17 protein-coding genes are annotated in these 15356 nt (G+C 66.6%); 11 read left to right on the top strand and 6 right to left on the bottom strand.

The features are described from left to right. The first annotated feature begins 60 nt into the window (after positions 1–60). Positions 61–324: a hypothetical protein gene (locus R8F63_20380; protein ID MDW3220968.1), complete on the top strand. Its 264-nt coding sequence runs from the start codon at positions 61–63 to the stop codon at positions 322–324. Positions 325–406: 82 nt separating this feature from the next. On the opposite strand, the gene R8F63_20385 is transcribed toward R8F63_20380, so the two are convergent. After that, positions 407–1063 carry a CPBP family intramembrane glutamic endopeptidase gene (locus R8F63_20385; protein ID MDW3220969.1) on the bottom strand — a complete coding sequence of 219 codons (657 nt, stop codon included), beginning with the start codon at positions 1061–1063 and terminating at the stop codon, positions 407–409. A 127-nt stretch (positions 1064–1190) separates the two neighbouring features. Here R8F63_20385 and R8F63_20390 point away from each other — a divergent pair, with 127 nt between their 5' ends. Both R8F63_20390 and R8F63_20395 read left to right on the top strand, forming a co-directional pair. Beyond that, a complete protein-coding gene (locus R8F63_20390; GenBank protein MDW3220970.1) occupies positions 1191–2222 on the top strand; it encodes an undecaprenyl-diphosphate phosphatase in 1032 nt (343 codons plus the stop codon). Beyond that, positions 2219–2743 (top strand): hypothetical protein, encoded by a 525-nt coding sequence (locus R8F63_20395; protein ID MDW3220971.1) that lies wholly within the window; start codon positions 2219–2221, stop codon positions 2741–2743. The genes R8F63_20390 and R8F63_20395 overlap by 4 nt, the downstream gene beginning before the upstream one ends. A gap of 21 nt (positions 2744–2764) precedes the next feature. Here R8F63_20395 and R8F63_20400 read toward each other — a convergent pair whose 3' ends face one another. Then, positions 2765–3553 carry a DUF305 domain-containing protein gene (locus R8F63_20400; GenBank protein MDW3220972.1) on the bottom strand — a complete coding sequence of 263 codons (789 nt, stop codon included), beginning with the start codon at positions 3551–3553 and terminating at the stop codon, positions 2765–2767. Positions 3554–3679: 126 nt separating this feature from the next. Further along, complete coding sequence (locus R8F63_20405; protein ID MDW3220973.1) at positions 3680–3943, bottom strand: hypothetical protein; 264 nt, start codon at positions 3941–3943, stop codon at positions 3680–3682. A gap of 155 nt (positions 3944–4098) precedes the next feature. Between R8F63_20405 and R8F63_20410 the strand changes: the two genes are divergently transcribed. The 4 genes from R8F63_20410 to R8F63_20425 all read left to right on the top strand — a co-directional run bounded on the left by R8F63_20410 (position 4099) and on the right by R8F63_20425 (position 8559). Next, positions 4099–4440 (top strand): metalloregulator ArsR/SmtB family transcription factor, encoded by a 342-nt coding sequence (locus R8F63_20410; protein ID MDW3220974.1) that lies wholly within the window; start codon positions 4099–4101, stop codon positions 4438–4440. A 335-nt stretch (positions 4441–4775) separates the two neighbouring features. Further along, positions 4776–5477, top strand: a complete 702-nt coding sequence (locus tag R8F63_20415; GenBank protein MDW3220975.1) for a methyltransferase domain-containing protein — start codon at positions 4776–4778, stop codon at positions 5475–5477. Then, on the top strand, positions 5474–7945 hold the full coding sequence (locus R8F63_20420; protein MDW3220976.1) for a heavy metal translocating P-type ATPase: 2472 nt from the start codon (positions 5474–5476) through the stop codon (positions 7943–7945). The genes R8F63_20415 and R8F63_20420 overlap by 4 nt, the downstream gene beginning before the upstream one ends. Further along, positions 7942–8559, top strand: a complete 618-nt coding sequence (locus tag R8F63_20425; protein ID MDW3220977.1) for an isoprenylcysteine carboxylmethyltransferase family protein — start codon at positions 7942–7944, stop codon at positions 8557–8559. The genes R8F63_20420 and R8F63_20425 overlap by 4 nt, the downstream gene beginning before the upstream one ends. A 459-nt stretch (positions 8560–9018) precedes the next feature. Here R8F63_20425 and R8F63_20430 read toward each other — a convergent pair whose 3' ends face one another. From R8F63_20430 to R8F63_20440, 3 genes are read right to left on the bottom strand one after another with little or no spacing between them, the layout of a single operon-like run. Continuing rightward, positions 9019–9507 carry a signal peptidase II gene (locus R8F63_20430; GenBank protein MDW3220978.1) on the bottom strand — a complete coding sequence of 163 codons (489 nt, stop codon included), beginning with the start codon at positions 9505–9507 and terminating at the stop codon, positions 9019–9021. Next, entirely contained in the window at positions 9504–11438 is a 1935-nt protein-coding gene (locus R8F63_20435; GenBank protein MDW3220979.1) for a cation-translocating P-type ATPase, read from the bottom strand. Before R8F63_20435 ends, R8F63_20430 begins: the two co-directional genes overlap by 4 nt. Next, entirely contained in the window at positions 11435–11821 is a 387-nt protein-coding gene (locus tag R8F63_20440) for a metalloregulator ArsR/SmtB family transcription factor (protein MDW3220980.1), read from the bottom strand. Before R8F63_20440 ends, R8F63_20435 begins: the two co-directional genes overlap by 4 nt. A gap of 112 nt (positions 11822–11933) precedes the next feature. Between R8F63_20440 and R8F63_20445 the strand changes: the two genes are divergently transcribed. From R8F63_20445 to R8F63_20460, 4 genes are all read left to right on the top strand, one after another. Next, positions 11934–12635, top strand: a complete 702-nt coding sequence (locus R8F63_20445) for a helix-turn-helix domain-containing protein (GenBank protein ID MDW3220981.1) — start codon at positions 11934–11936, stop codon at positions 12633–12635. Between the two features lie 53 nt (positions 12636–12688). Beyond that, on the top strand, positions 12689–13573 hold the full coding sequence (locus R8F63_20450) for a sterol desaturase family protein (protein ID MDW3220982.1): 885 nt from the start codon (positions 12689–12691) through the stop codon (positions 13571–13573). A gap of 113 nt (positions 13574–13686) precedes the next feature. After that, a complete protein-coding gene (locus R8F63_20455; GenBank protein MDW3220983.1) occupies positions 13687–14709 on the top strand; it encodes a DMT family transporter in 1023 nt (340 codons plus the stop codon). Between the two features lie 300 nt (positions 14710–15009). Further along, positions 15010–15339 carry a YnfA family protein gene (locus R8F63_20460; protein ID MDW3220984.1) on the top strand — a complete coding sequence of 110 codons (330 nt, stop codon included), beginning with the start codon at positions 15010–15012 and terminating at the stop codon, positions 15337–15339. Positions 15340–15356 lie beyond the last annotated feature (17 nt).

Genomic DNA, 15356 nt, shown 5'->3' on the forward strand with positions numbered 1-15356 from the left:
CACTAGCTCGCTTCGGGCCGCGCTCCGCTCAGAAGGACAGCCGGCGCGAGTGGCGATGTCGTGAAAGAAGTGGGCCCGATCGAGGGACAGCCGATCTACGGAGCCCTCGTCGGCACGTCGGGTCAGACGCACGATGATCGAGTCGCACTGCTGGTGCAGATCCCGCTCCTGCGCGGACTCACCCTCGGCAGCGACACGATCAGCACGGTTATCGGGGACCTGCCGCCATGCCCGCACTCCCAAGGCAGCCCCGACCGTGCTACCAACCGCTACCGCGAGCACGTCGAGACCCGTCACCGGAACCAGCCGGGAAGCGTGAACTGATGAGTGAACATGGAACCAAATCGTACAGTCTGTCGCAGTTTGGTACTCGGGGCTGTGGCGCTTGTGGCGCGATCGCCGTGACTCACCAGAGGAAAGCAACAGTGGTGGCGTTGAAGGCGGCGTGGGCCCAGATCGGTGCCGCCAAGCCGCCGGTGCGCCGAGCCAGCCACGCCAACGCCAACCCGATGGCCAACAGGCCCGGGAACTGCACCATCTGGAAGTGGCTCGCGGCAAACACGACCGCGCTCACCCACACTGCGCCCCGATCGCCGATGCTCTGGATCAGCCCACCCAGAAGGACACCGCGAAACAGCAGCTCCTCTGCTACCGGCGCAACGGCGATCACCCCTGCCGCAATGGCGAACTTCTCGAGACCCGAGACGTCTCGGAAGAGCGTCTCTGCGGGCCCGGAGATGTCCAGCTCCACACCCGCTGCAATCAGCGGGAGATAGATCCCGGGAACGACGAGAACCTGCACGGCCACACCGATCAGCATCGACTTCGCGATGTCGGCGAACGTGATAGCGAACCCGAAGTCGGCTCGGACGTCGCCCGAGCCGAAACGACGACTGGCCACGACCGCGGTTGCCACGAAACCGGTCCACAGTCCGACTTGGCTCAACAGCAGTGAGACGCTGCCGTCCGCAGTCGAACCAGCGACGATCGCGACCGTCGAGCCGAACGCGGCGAGCGACACGGCCGACACCCAGCCCACAAATGCCAGCCACGCCGGCCACATCCTCGCCCCTGTCGCGTGGTTGGGGTCCGAGACCGGCAAGAGGTGTCGCAGCGAGCGACTCACCACCGGCGGTCGCCGGCTGGAGCTCCGGCGTTCGATCGGAGGTCGAGAGCACACATCGCGCAACATGCTACAGTCAGTAGCACAACACCCCCTGCGTGGTAGACGGTCGGATCCTTTGGTACAGCAGCGAAACTCGATCGCGAGCAGAGCGCTGGCGCGACGTGAAGGCCCCGCCGGCCATCGAACGGTCCGGCGATGGTGCGTGGGAGCGTTGGTCATCGGTGTACTCGTGGCTGTAGCGGCGAGCGCGGCCGCCGAGGCCGGGGACGCGGAGCTCTCCACGAGCGAGGCGCTGGTGCTCGGGATGATCGAGGGGGTGACCGAGTACCTCCCTGTCAGCTCCACGGCTCACCTTGCGATCACCGAAGTTCTCCTTGGTCTCACCAGCACGCCGGAGGGCAAAACCGCCGCTGACTCGTATGCGATCGTCATCCAGGTCGGCGCGATTGCCGCCGTGCTCGGCTTGTATCGTCGCCGCGTCGTCACGCTCGCTCGAGGCGTGCTCGGATTCGACCGGGCAGGGCGGCGACTGGCGCTCGCGATCCTCACCGCGTTCGTGCCGGCCGCGGTGGTGGGGTTGGTGGCGGGTGATGCCATCAAGAACAATCTCTTCAGTACCTGGCCCATCTTGGCCGCGTGGGTTGTCGGCGGCTTGGCGCTCTTGTGGCCACGACTCACCACCACATCGGCCACCCGTCCGCTCGAGGAGCTGTCCATCGGGGCCGCGGCGATCATCGGTGCGGCCCAGGTCCTGGCGCTGTGGCCGGGAACGAGCCGCAGCCTGATCACGATCATCGCGGCGCTGGCGGTTGGCATGGGTCTTCCTGCCGCAGTGGAGTTCAGCTTCTTGTTGGGATTGGTCACACTCTCGGCCGCCACCGGCTATGAGTTGCTCAGCGGTGGCGACGCAATCACAGCCACCTTCGGGTGGCGTAGCAGTATTGTCGGGGTCGCTGCTGCGGCGGTCACCGCGTGGTTGGCGGTGACGTGGATGGTCGCCTACCTCCAACGTCGACCGCTGTCGATCTTCGGCTGGTACCGGATCTCGATCGCCTGTGTGGTCGCTGTCGTCGCGTTGGCCACGACACAGCTATGACCGTCGCGCTTCGCCGGTGCCTTGGCGCACTGGCCCTGGTCATCGGGGTCGGGCTCGGTGGTGCGTTGCCGGCCGCGGCCCACGGCGATCCGGAGTTCTCCGGCGACGTCGGGCCCTTTGCCGTGGAGGCGTTCGACGAGGAGATCGCGGGGACCGACCTGCTGTACACAGTCGTTGTCAACGATCCGTCCACTGGACTCCCGGTACGGGGGGCCAGGGTCGAGGTGAATGCCGTTAGCGAAACGAGACAAGTCGGACCGCTGGTCGGCAACGAACTCGGCGGTGCCTACCAGGTCCTCCTGCCCGAGCTGGGTGAGGAGGCGTGGTTGATCACGGTTCGCATCGTGGTCGCCGGCGACGCAGTCACCTTCGAACACGAGCTCAACTCTGGGGCCCAGAGCGAGCCCCGGTGGCGCACGGCCGTCGTCGCTGCGGGCATGGTGATCGCCGGCGTCGCCGTGCTGACCTTCGCCCGAGTGGTTCGTCGCAAGTCTGGCATCGTCGGGCCCCGCAGCTCGTGACGTCAGGCAGTGGGCGACAGCTCAGCCGCCGTCGTCGTTGTCCATGTCCGACTGCGATGGGTCCATGTCCATCTCACCCATGTCTGCTGCGTCGGGTCCGAAGTCGGCAACGAATCCGGCCGGTGACGAGGGCAGTCCGGCTGCTTCGCGGGCGAATTCCATCTCGGCGATCTCCGAGGCTTGGATGCGCGCCATCCGTTCTGCGGTGTCGACGACCCAGGCGTCTTCGGCACGGCTCGCAGCGTCCTGGGCCATGGCCACGCCGCCGGCATGGTGATCGCTCATCAAGGCCAAGAACAGCGCATCGGTCTCGGGGCCCTGGGCGTCGCGGAAGGTCTCGAGTTCTGCGGCATCGGCCATGCCGGGCATCGCGTCGGTGCTGGGAACCGACATCCCCATCCATGCCATTGGCTCTTGCTCGCGCGACGCGGGATCGAATCCCCACATGCCGAGTCGCATCTGCATAAGGCCGATCTCGTAGGACTGTGATCGGATGATCTCGCGGGCGAACGCATGGACCGACGGCTCGGACCCGTTGGCCAGCTGGATCATCGAGAGCTGCACCGCCTGTTCATGATGCGCCGACATGTCATAGAGGAACCCGACATCGGCGGAGTCGCCCGGCGGGGAGTCGCCCTCGCGTACTCCGATGAAGTAGCCGATACTGCCGGCGAGAAACATGAGCGCGATGACCCCGACCATGCGCTGACCGGGCGTCGTCGGCAGCAGCCGGCGCAGACCCGAGACGCGAGCTTCGTGATCGAGCGCCGGCGGCGATGCATCGGAGCGGTCAACGTCGGTTGTCGTCAATGTTTCTCCAGAGGGTCATGGCGGACCGGCCGAGGTCGACACCGGCGCGGCCACTACGAACACGACGAAGGATGCTCTCACGCATGGTGCTGCGTTCCTTCGTGACTTCGGCGATGCGGCCGGTCGTCACCGTGCATCGTCGAGGATCGCCAGCGCGGCCGCCAACCCGCAGTTTGTCAAGCGGACACGACCTGGCGCACCGTTGGAACCGACCCGTTCGACCGCCAACCCGGCGTCGATCAACTCCTGAACCCCGGCACCGAAGCCCGGATCGGCGACGAGGTGGTCCGGGCGTTCGGGCGACAGCAGCGAATCGAGAAGCCGGCGCTGGGTGCGAGCGACCCGCAACTGACCTTCCGAGGGGTGCTCCCGGTTCAGTGATGAACTCATCGCCGTCGCTCCATCCTTCCTTCGATGCTTCTCGACTACTATTACACAGTGTCGCAACAAGCTTCCCTCAGCCATCATTGACTTTCACCGGAAGACAACATACCTTCACAGATATGAAGGTAAATACGGACGTCGAGAGGTGTGCCGAGCGCCGTGTGGACGCCAGCCGGGTTGCGGCGGTGGCGGAATCGCTGGTGGACGTCGACGAAGCTGCCGCGTTGGCCGAGATGTTCCGACTGTTGGGCGATCCGACGCGGGTGCGGATCTTGTACGCCTTGTTGGAGGCCGGCGAATTGTGCGTGTGTGACATTGCCGCAGTGGTGGACACCTCCGAGACGAAGGTGTCTCAGGCGATGCGCTTGCTGCGGTCAGCAGCAGTGGTGCGGAATCGCCGAGATGGGCGCAACATCATTTACCGCCTCGACGACGCCCACGTCCGTCTGCTGTTGGATCTATCGCGCGAACACGTCGCCCATGGCGAGGACGGCGAACGGTGAGGTGGCGAGCACCGCAACCGATCGATCAACGTATCGACGAGCTCACCGCAGACGCACGCCATCGCGTGCGTGCGGGAGAGGTCGAGGCCGCGTGGGAGAGGCTCGGTGACGCGCACGTGCTGTCCCAGCCCTGGGCGCGGTCTCATCTGCGTGTGCACGGCTCGATGCTCGGTGTGGGCTGGCGGACCCGAGATGCCGGTGAGATCGCGGGGCAGCTCTTCCGGCTGCTGGTCGCCGTCCCGGGGTCACTGACGGGCCGCTATCCAGCCGGGAACTCGGGCCGATCCGATGTGTCGGCCTTTGCTCCGGTACCCGTTCGCGAGGATCTGGCCGACGTGCTCGCCAACGCCGATGCTGAACCGGCGGCGGAGGTACTGGAGCCGTCAGAGGTGCGCAGTCTCTATGACCGGCTGGCCCCGGTCTATGACTTGCTGTCGAGTCCCTACGGCTGGTTCGGGTCGAAAGGACTCGCCGAGCAGGCCATCGAGGAGCTTCGCCTCCAACCCGGCGACACGGTCGTGGACTTGGGTACCGGCACCGGCCGCAACCTGCCGAAGCTTGCCGCTGCGGTTGGCCAAGCCGGGACCGTGGTGGGGGTGGACCTGTCGCCCGGGATGCTCGAACGGGCCCGGCGGCGAGTCTCCGCCGTGGGCTCGAACAACGTGGAGCTGATCGAGGCCGACATGGCGGCCTTCGACCTGCCCTCTGGCACTGATGCGGTGGTGTCGTCGTATGCGATGGAGATGCTGCCCGACTACGACGAGGTGATCGCACGGCTTGCCGAGCAGCTGCCCCCCGGAGGCCGTATCGCCGTCAACGGCTTGCGCGATCCCGAGCGCTGGCCGGAGTGGGTGGTGCGGGTGGGATCGGCGCTGAGTCGCCCGTTCGGAGTCTCCGAGGCCTACCGGTCACTCCGGCCGTGGGAAGCCATCGATGCCCACGCCATCGACGTCGTGTACGAGGAAGCATGGGCGGGAGCCGTCTATCTGGCGGCCGGCTCCGCACCGGGCCAACGGAGCGGGGAGGACGTCGAGTGAGCGAGAACCTTCAGCTCGATCTCGATGTAGTGCTTCCGCACGCGCACGACGCGCAGGACCGCTGTGTGGCCGACCTGGTCAACTCGTTGCAGCGCCTCGACGGTGTCGACTCGGTGCACGTCATTGTCGACGACACCGCCGCTGATGGTTCCGCGCCCGTTGGCTCGGCGACGCTGTGTCTTCATCTCGCTTCGGGGGCGGTCTCGATCCAGCGCCTCACGGACCGAGTCCGCGCTACGGGCGCCAGCATCGACGGCCGATATGGGCATGTCGTCGGACGGGTGGATGGAGTGGGCAACACGAGCCGGGCGGCGGCGCTGACTGCGCAGCTCCGGTCGGCCGTCGGTGTGGTCGATGCCGCGGTGACAGTCGAAGGCTTGGCGCGCGTCGAGTACGACAAGGCAGCAACCGACGAAGCTGCCATCCACGTCGCGCTCCGACACTTGGCTCCACGCTCCCGGTCGGCTCCGCAGGGGCCCGATCCGGATCACGACGATGAAGATGACCATGACTCCGATGACGGGCATGACCATGGCCATGGCGCGAGTCGGGTCGAGTTGGGTGCTGCCCTGGTGTCGTTGGTGGTCTACCTGGTGGCGCGGGGCCTGGATTGGTTCAGCGACCTCGACGCCTCGGTCACGGTCCTCTATGTCGTAGCTGCGGTGGTGACCGGTCTCTTCGTTGCCCGCGATGCCTGGTTGTCGGTGCGATCTCGCGTGTTCGACATCGACCAGTTGATGCTGATCGCCGCGGTGGGGGCCGCGTTTATCGGGCACTGGTCGGACTCGGCGCTCCTGCTGGTGTTGTTTTCCTTGGGACATGCCCTCGAGGGCTACGCCATGAACCGGGCCCGCAGTGCCATCGAAGCGCTCGGCGACCTGGCCCCCGCAACGGCGCGCCGACGAGAGAACCCCGAAGCCGAAATCCCGGTCACTGATCTCGTCGTTGGGGATGTAGTGGTCGTGCGGCCCAACGAGCGGATCCCCGCCGATGGGGTGATCGTCGCCGGCGAGACGGCCATCGACGAGTCCCCGGTCACCGGCGAATCGGTCCCTGTCGACAAGACCGCCATCGCTGACCCCACCGACGCGCTCGCCGGGGTCGACACCATCGAAGCGCGGCATCGAACCTTTGCCGGGACCCTGAACGGGCCAGGCGCGATCGAAGTCATGGTGCTGCGTGTCGCCGCCGACTCGACGCTCGCCCGCGTGGTCCAACTCGTCGCAGAGGCCGAAACGCAGATCTCGCCCACCCAGCGGTTTACCAAACGCATCGTCCGAGTCTTCGTCCCCTCGGTTCTGGCCCTGGTCGCCGTGCTGTTGGTTGTGCCGCCGCTGGCCGGGGAGGCGTTCACTGATTCCTTCGCCCGGGCCATGGCCGTCCTGGTGGCCGCCAGCCCGTGCGCGCTCGCCATCGCCACCCCCAGCGCCGTGTTGGCCGCAATCGCCCGAGCCGCACGCGCCGGCATCCTGGTCAAGGGCGGCGGACCGCTCGAGGCGCTCGGCACCGTCGACGCCATCGCTTTCGACAAGACCGGCACCCTCACCGAAGGACGCCCACGCCTCACCGACATCAAACCCTCCGACCCCGAAGCCGAAGGCGATCTGCTGAGTATCGCGCTCGCGGTCGAGCGACTCAGCGATCACCCCATCGCTCGGGCCATCACCAACGGCATCGAACCCCGACTCGACGACGAGCGCATCCCAACCGCCACTGACGTCACCGCAGTCAACGGCAAGGGCATCACCGCCACCGTCGACGGCGAAACCGTCAAGATCGGCAACCTCGCGCTCTTCGAAGGCACGGATGTCCCCGACGGCATCCGCACCACCCAAGACGTGCTTGAATCACGCGGCCGCACCACCATGATCGTGGCCCACGGGCCCCGCTTCCTGGGGGTGTTGGGTGTTATGGACACGCCTCGCGACGACGCCGGGCGTGCGATCGAAGCGCTGCGAGCGCTTGGTATCGACCGGATCGTGATGCTGTCGGGCGACAACCAACGCGTCGCGACCGCCGTCGCGTCCCATGTCGGCATCACCGAAGCCAACGGGGGGCTCCTGCCTGCCGACAAAGTCGACGCCGTCAACGGACTCGCCGCCGCCGACGGGGTCGCCATGGTCGGCGACGGCGTAAACGACGCCCCCGCACTCGCGGCCGCCAACGTCGGCATCGCCATGGGCGCCGCCGGCAGCGACGTCGCCCTTGAAACCGCCGACATCGCTCTGCTCGCCGACCGCCTCGCCGGACTGCCCACCGCCGTCGGCCTCGCCCGCCGAGCCAGCCGCACCATCAAACAGAACCTCTACTTCAGCCTCGGCGTCGTCGCCGTCCTTATCCCGCTCACCATCGCCGGCGTCGGCATCAGCATCGCTGTCATCGCACACGAAGGCAGCACGCTCGTCGTCGTCGCCAACGCGCTACGCCTGCTGAACTACCGCGACCCTCAACAGGACCCGACGGCATGAACACCATTGCGCTTGCGCTCCTCGCCGTCTGGTTTGTGGTCGTATTCATCGTTCGCTCGGTCGTGCAGAAACGCGCGACGGGGGACTCGGGCATCCGACCCGGAGCGTTCGCCGAAGACGCATCCGGGATCGAGCGGGCCGCCTACCTGCTGCTGGTGGTTGCCTTTGCCGGAGCCATCGCCGCCCCAGTCGCGGCCATGGTCGGTATCGACCCGCTCACTGACAACGACCTCGTCCCGGTCGTGGGCCTCGTAGTCTCAATAGCCGGGATCGGGGCGACGTACCTGGCGCAGCTGGGCATGGGCAGTGAATGGCGGATCGGTATCGATCGGACCGAGGTCACCGGACTGGTAACAGGAGGCGTGTTCTCACTGGTCCGCAACCCGATCTTCACCGCCATGATCTTCACCGCTGCGGGCTTCACCGCCATGGTCCCCAACGTCATCGGGGTCTTGGCTGTGGTCTGCCTGGTGGTCGCGATCGAGCTCCAGGTCCGCTTCGTCGAGGAACCACACCTGCACCGACTTCATGGCGACGTCTACGGGGGCTACGCGTCTCGGGTCGGCCGCTTCGTCCCGGCGCTCGGCCGGACCCCCGGGCGGGAGCAGCGATGACGGTCAGCAGGTTCCGCGTCGAGGGCATGGACTGCGCCGCCGAAGAACAACTCATCCGGATGCGTCTGGCCCAACTCGACGGCATCGATCACGACTTCCTTGGCGTCTCTCGCGCCCTGTGCTCCCTGCGAACCCGGTGGGGATTTCGACCAGGGCCGAGACAGCCATCTTTGGCTCCCTGGGTCGATACGAGTTCGCATCGGAAGGGCGCACGCGTTGACTGATTGACCACGGCCGCGCTGAGCGTCGAGGGCCACGATCACATGAGACAGTCGTGATGGCGGTGTCGGCGTTTGGGGTGTTGTTCGCCGTTACGTTCGCGGTTGGATTCGGTGCCAGAACGTTGCTGCAGGAGCGGCGCGGGTGACAGCGGAATCCGGGCCGGGTCAGTGCGCTCGGCACTCGGATCGAATGGTTCGCCGGGTGGAAGCTCGTGGTAGCGCTGGTCGCAGCTGTCTGTCATGGGGTGTCCGCTGCTTCGTGTGGTGCGGCGCGCCAGTCGGTGATGGCGAGCGCGAGGGCTCCGCAGACGATTGCGATGTCGGCGACGTTGAAGGTGGGCCACCAGCCGGTGTGGAGCATGTCGACGACGGTGCCGGCTTCGGAGCGGTCGGCCACGTTGGCGAGCGCTCCGCCGATCACAACACCGGCGGCGATGGTGCTGGGGAAATGGCCGCGCCAGGCCGCGATGCCGATGGCGATGGCGAAGACTCCGGTGAGGGTGAGGATCAGCCATGCCGGCGCGGTGTTGCCCAACCCGAATGCGACGCCGGAGTTGTGAGAGAGACGGAGGTCGAGAGGGCCTGGCAGATCGATGTCACTGTCGGCGAGAACGATGCTGGCCGCAACCTTGGTGCCGATGTCGAGACCGAACACCACTGTGGCGGTGAGGATCAGAGCTGTGCGCTTATGGCGCCGTGCGGTGGGATCGAGAGTTGGGTGGGTCATTTTCGGGTGAGGCGGAGGCCGTTGGCGATCACGGCGAGCTCGGAGAGTTCGTGGGCGAGCACAGCGATTGGCAGCGTGAACACGCCGGCGAGGGCTCCGGGGACGAGGATGGCGAGGATGACGAGGCTGAGCGCGATGTTTTGGGCGACGACGCGGCGGGTGCGCCGTCCGATCCGGAGGGCTTCGGTGAGTTTGGACAGGTCGTCGGCCATGAGCGCGACGTCGGCGGTCTCGAGGGCGACGTCGCTGCCGGCGGTGCCCATCGCGATGCCGACTGACGCGGCGGCGAGCGCGGGGGCGTCGTTCACGCCGTCACCGACCATGCCGACGTGCCCATGACGGGCGAGTTCGGCGACGATGCGCGACTTGTCGTCTGGTTTCAGATGGGCTTGCACTTCGTCGATGCCGACCTGGTTGGCCACTGCGGCAGCGGTGCGGGCGTTGTCGCCGGTGAGCATCACGATGCGTTCCACGCCTTCGCTGTGGAGATCTCGCAAGGCGTCGCGGGCTTGGGGTCGGACCACATCGGCGATCCCGATCACACCTACCACCCGGTCGTCTACGGCGACGACGATGGCGGTCTGGCCGGCGGTCTCGAGCTCCTGAACCCGTTCTTGTAGCCCGTTGAGCGCGAGGCCTCGGTCCTGCATCAGGGTCGGTGAACCCACAAGGTAGCGGCGCCCGTCAGCGGAGGCTTGGGCGCCGGCACCGATCAGCGCTTCGAAGCTGTCGCCAGCCGACGGGGTGGCGAGGCCGAGCTCACGCGCTCGGATCATCACGGCCATGGCAAGGGGATGCTCGGACCGTTGCTCCACCACCGCGGCGGCGGCGAGCACCGACTCGTCGGTCTCGCCTGCGGCGGCCACGATCTCCACGACGCGGGGTTGGCCTTGGGTGAGGGTCCCGGTCTTGTCCAAGGCCAACACGGTGAGCCGGGCCAGTTCTTCGAGGTAGATGCCTCCCTTGATGAGGATGCCTTTGCGGCTGGCGTTGCCGATGGCGGCGACGTAGGTGACCGGGATCGAGATGACCAGCGCGCACGGTGCGGCGGCGACGATCACCGTCGCGGCCCGAGCGACCCACTCGGACCAGTCCGCGGTGAACGCCCCTCCGCCGACCGCCACCAGGACTCCGACGAGAAGCACCGAGGGGGAGTAGATCCGGGCGAAGCGGGTCATGAACTGCTCGCCGCGGCCCTTGGCTTCCTGCGCTTCGCTGACCAGGTCCACGATCTTGGCCAGGGTGTTGTCCGCCGATGTGGCGGTGGCGTCCACGACGAGCGCGCCGGTGGTGTTCAGCGTTCCGGCGAATACCTTGTCGCCGGTCTGTTTGTCGACTGGGACCGATTCGCCAGTGATGGCGGCTTCGTTGAGTGCGGAGCGGCCCTCGATGATGGTGCCGTCGGTGCCGATCCCTTCGCCGGGGCGGACCAGGAACCGGTCGCCCACGATGAGGTCGGCGACGTCGATCTGTTCCTCTGTGCCGTCGCGCAGCCGGGTGACCTGTTTGGGGGCGAGGTCCATCAGCGCCTTGATGGCGTTGCGGGTGCGGTCCTCGGTGAACTCTTCGAGCGCTTCGGAAATCGAGTATAGGAACGCCAACGTGGCGGCCTCGCCCCACTCGCCGAGCCCACCCGCGGCGAGGGTGCCGACGGTCATCAACAACTCGATGCCAATCGAGCGTTCGCGGATCAGGTCCTCGAGTGCCTCGAGCGCGAAGAACCGCAACCCAGCCACCGTCGCCGCGACATACAGCCCGGTGACTACCGCGGTCGACGCGTCGAAGCGGCCTGCGACGAAGCCGATGAGGAGCAGCAGCCCGGCCAGTGCCGACCAGCGCACCTCTCGGCTCTCCCACAAACGCTCGGCGCCGTCGTCATCGTCGTGGTCGTCGTCGACATCGACGACTGGCCCGGCGTCGGTGCCGTTCATCGTCGGTTCCGGTAGTTCGGGCACAACGAGATCTGCACACCCGAGCACGCCAACAGCTCTGAGCCGGCGCGCAACACGGCGACGACCTCGGGTCGGGCGATGCGGTAGAAGACCTGACGGCCCTCGGGCCGATCGGCTACCAACCCGCATCCTTTCAGACACTGCAAGTGCCCCGAAATATTGCCTTGGGATCCGTCCAACCGCTGGACCAGGTCGGTAACGCGCAGTTCGCCGTCGTCGAGCTGGTTCAGGATCGCCAGCCGCATCGGATCGGCGAATCCCCGAAACAGCTTGGCGGCCAGGTGTGCGTCAGCGGGGCTTTCGAGATCGGCGTCAGCCAATGGTGGCGTCGCGGTTTCGCCGTCTGAGTTAAGTATCGGCATAGAGCGATGATAACGGCTGCTACCGTTGAATATATGCGGCGCAGCGTAACGTCGATCACGCGCACGGTGCGCAATGTCTGAGGAGGGCGCCGGGTGGGGCGGTGTCGTCTCCATGGGGTCGTGGTGGCTGCTGTATCGCGGCGTGTACGGGCCGACTCGACGCCACGCCCATCACGCAGTGCAGATCATCTCTTCGAACGCCTCGGTAACTGTCCGCCACGGCGCCGGAGATGAGATCGCCGCCTCGACCGTCGTCGTTCCGTCCGATCTCGCCCACGAGATCAGCTCATCGGGCTTCGCAACGATGGTGTTCGTCGATGCCGACAGCACGGCGGGCCGCCAGCTCGGCGCCCGTTGTGAAGGCTCACCCATCAGCCTCGATCTGCCGGTGCCGTCTGGGTCCAAGCGCAGTGAAGCGATCGTCTCTGGTGTCCTCGCCCTCGTCGATGACGCGCCGAACCCCGCCCCAGGCGGCGCCGCCGTTGTGAGTAGCGGTGTCGCAGCCGCGCTCGCGGAGCTGGCCGACGCCCCGGGCGCGGGTTCGGTCGTCGAGTTCGCCGCCCGCAGCGGACTGTCGCCCAGCCGGTTCTCGCAGCGGTTCGCACGCGAGGTCGGCATCCCGATGCGCAGGTACCGGCGATGGGTGCGGATGCTGCATGCCATCGAGGCTCTCAGCACCGGCGCGTCACTGACCACCGCCGCGCACGAAGCGGGCTTCACCGACAGTGCTCACCTCACGCACACCTTCCGCGACCACTTCGGAATGGCCCCGTCTGACCTGCTGGCCTCGTCGCGCTTTGAGCCGCCCTCGTAGGCCGCGGCATCTGCGTACAAGACAATCTGGCAGCCGCGACTCATGCTCATTTCATGCATGCAACTCCGGCCACCGGCCATCCGCCGCTCGTCACCCTCGTTCGCCACGCTCATCTGCCGTTGCTTCTCGTCGGCGCGAACGGCGCAGTGCTGTGGGGCGCCGCCGGACGCGACCTGGTGGTCGTGGCTGTCGTCGCCGTCGCGCTCAGCTGGACGTTCGTCGCCGAACGCATCGCACCCTACGATCGAGCCTGGAACATCGACCGAGGCGACACCGGTCGTGATCTCGCATACGCCGCGCTCAACGAGACGCTCAACGCCGTGAGCGTCATTGCGCTGCCGCTCTTGGCCACTCGGGTGACCATCGTCGACTTGTGGCCCCGCGAGTTGCCCTTCGTGATCCAGGTCATCGCCGCCGTGCTCGTTCTCGACGCGGGCATCACCTTCGCCCACGCCGTCAGCCACCGGATCGGATGGCTCTGGCGGTTCCACGCTGTGCACCACAGCGTCAGCCGGTTCTACGGGTTGAACGGCCTCATGAAACATCCTCTTCACCAAGCGATCGAGATGACCGCCGGCATCGCACCGTTGCTGCTCGTCGGCATCCCCCAACCCGTCGCGGTGGCGCTCGCTGGCTGCGTCGCCATTCAACTCCTCGTCCAGCACGCCAACATCGACTACGCAACAGGGACCCTCGGGGAATGGCTCGCCGTCAACGCCGGACATCGTCTCCACCACCTTCGCTACCCCGGCGAGGGCGACGTCAACTTCGGACTCTTCACCCTCTTGTGGGACCGCGTCATGGGCACCTACCGGCCAGCCAGCTCGACGGGTGAGCTCACCTCCGACGATCTCGGCGTCGCCGGTCAACCCCACTACCCGAACGGCTTCAGAGACCAACTCGCCGAACCGTTCCGACGCACCGCGCCCACTTCGTGATCAATTGGGGTTCCTCCGATCACGCCCGCGGTACAACACTTCTGACAGACCCACCCGAGCTGACGGGCCGGCGAGGGCCACAGAGGCAGGATGCGAGGTGCGAGAATGCGGTCGTGAATCGGATCGGTGTGACTCGCTGCCTGCTCGCCGCAGCGTTGTTCGGAGCATCGGCACCAGCAGCATCGAAGTTGTCGGGAGACGTCCCGACCTTGGTGCTGGCCGGGCTGTTGTACCTCGGTGCTGGTTTGGCGGTCCTTCCGGCGGTTGTTCGCCGACCCCCGACCTGGCAGGCGGTGCAGCGTGATTGGCGGCCGGCGTCTGTAGCAGTGATCGCTGGCGGCGCAGTGGGGCCCGCACTTCTGATCGCAGGGCTGGCACGCACATCGGCAGCCACGGCGTCGATCCTGTTGAACCTGGAGCTGGCCGCCACGGTGTTGTTGGCGGCCACGATCTTTCGAGAGCATCTCGGGCGGCGTGTCGCTACCGGCGCAGCTCTCGTGACGGGGGCCGGGATGATTCTGGTTTGGGAACCCGGCGCTGAAGTGAGCGTCGGGGCCCTGCTCATTGCTGCGGCGTGCGTCGCCTGGGGTCTTGACAATGGCGTCACCGCCAAGATCGATCAGCTCGGCCCCGAACACGTCGTGCTGCTGAAAGGAGCGATCGCAGGCGCTGCCAACCTGATGCTCGGTCTTGCCTTCGCCGATGACACAGCCGGAATCAGCGCCGGTGCGGTGGTCGCGGCCCTGGCCGTGGGCGCGGCCGGCTACGGCGCATCGATCGTCTTGTGGGTGAAAGGCGCCCGCGACCTGGGCGCAGCCCGCGGGCAGGTCATCTTCGCCACCGCACCGTTCATCGGTGTGTTCATTGCGTGGGTTGCTCTCGGCGAGGCGGTGGCCTGGGTGCAACTGGTCGCGGTCGCGCTGGCCGCTTCAGGAGTTGCGATGTCCATTCAGTCATCGCATGAACACGGGCATTCCCATGAGAAGGTCGAGCACGAACATGAACACAGCCACGACGACGACCACCACGACCACTGTCATGACGACCCAGCCCAGGTACGCCACACCCATCAGCCGCGGATGCACACCCATCCGCACGTCCCAGATCTTCACCACCGCCACTCACACCACGAGTGAGTCGGTCGAGCGACTGGGGTTCATCAGGTCGGCCAAGTCGCTGGGTCTGACCTTCGCCGACATTCGTCGGGTGTTGCAGTTGTCTGACACCGGCGAGAGACCGTGCAGGCGGGTCGAGTCCATGGTGGCCGCCAAGGTCATGGAAATCGACCAGCGGATCGAGGAGCTGCAAGTACTGCGAGACCGACTGTGCTCGCTCGATACTGCGCCGGGGCGTCGAGGCGTCCGTGTGCCCGATCATCGAGCACGCCGCTTGACTCTCAGGGCGAGTTTGGACGCGACGGTCCGAGGAACGCGCCGGTGACGGTTGGACGATCGTTGGCGCTCTTCGCGCTCGCGGCGTTGGCCGAGATTGGGGGTGCCTGGTTGGTGTGGCAAGGTGTGCGCGAGGATCGCGGCCTCGTCTGGATTGGTGCAGGGATCGCTGCGTTGGGTGCGTATGGCTTCGTGGCCACTTTCCAATCCGAGAACAACTTTGGACGGATCCTGGCGGCCTACGGCGGGATCTTCGTCGCGGGTTCGCTGGCGTGGGGTATGGCTGTCGATGGTTTTCGCCCCGACCGCTTCGACCTGATCGGCGCTTTCGCATGCCTGCTGGGAGTCGCGGTCATCATGTACGCGCCACGATGAACTCGGTGGCAGAAATG

This window comes from Acidimicrobiales bacterium (assembly GCA_033344915.1).
GTDB lineage: Bacteria > Actinomycetota > Acidimicrobiia > Acidimicrobiales > Aldehydirespiratoraceae > JAJRXC01.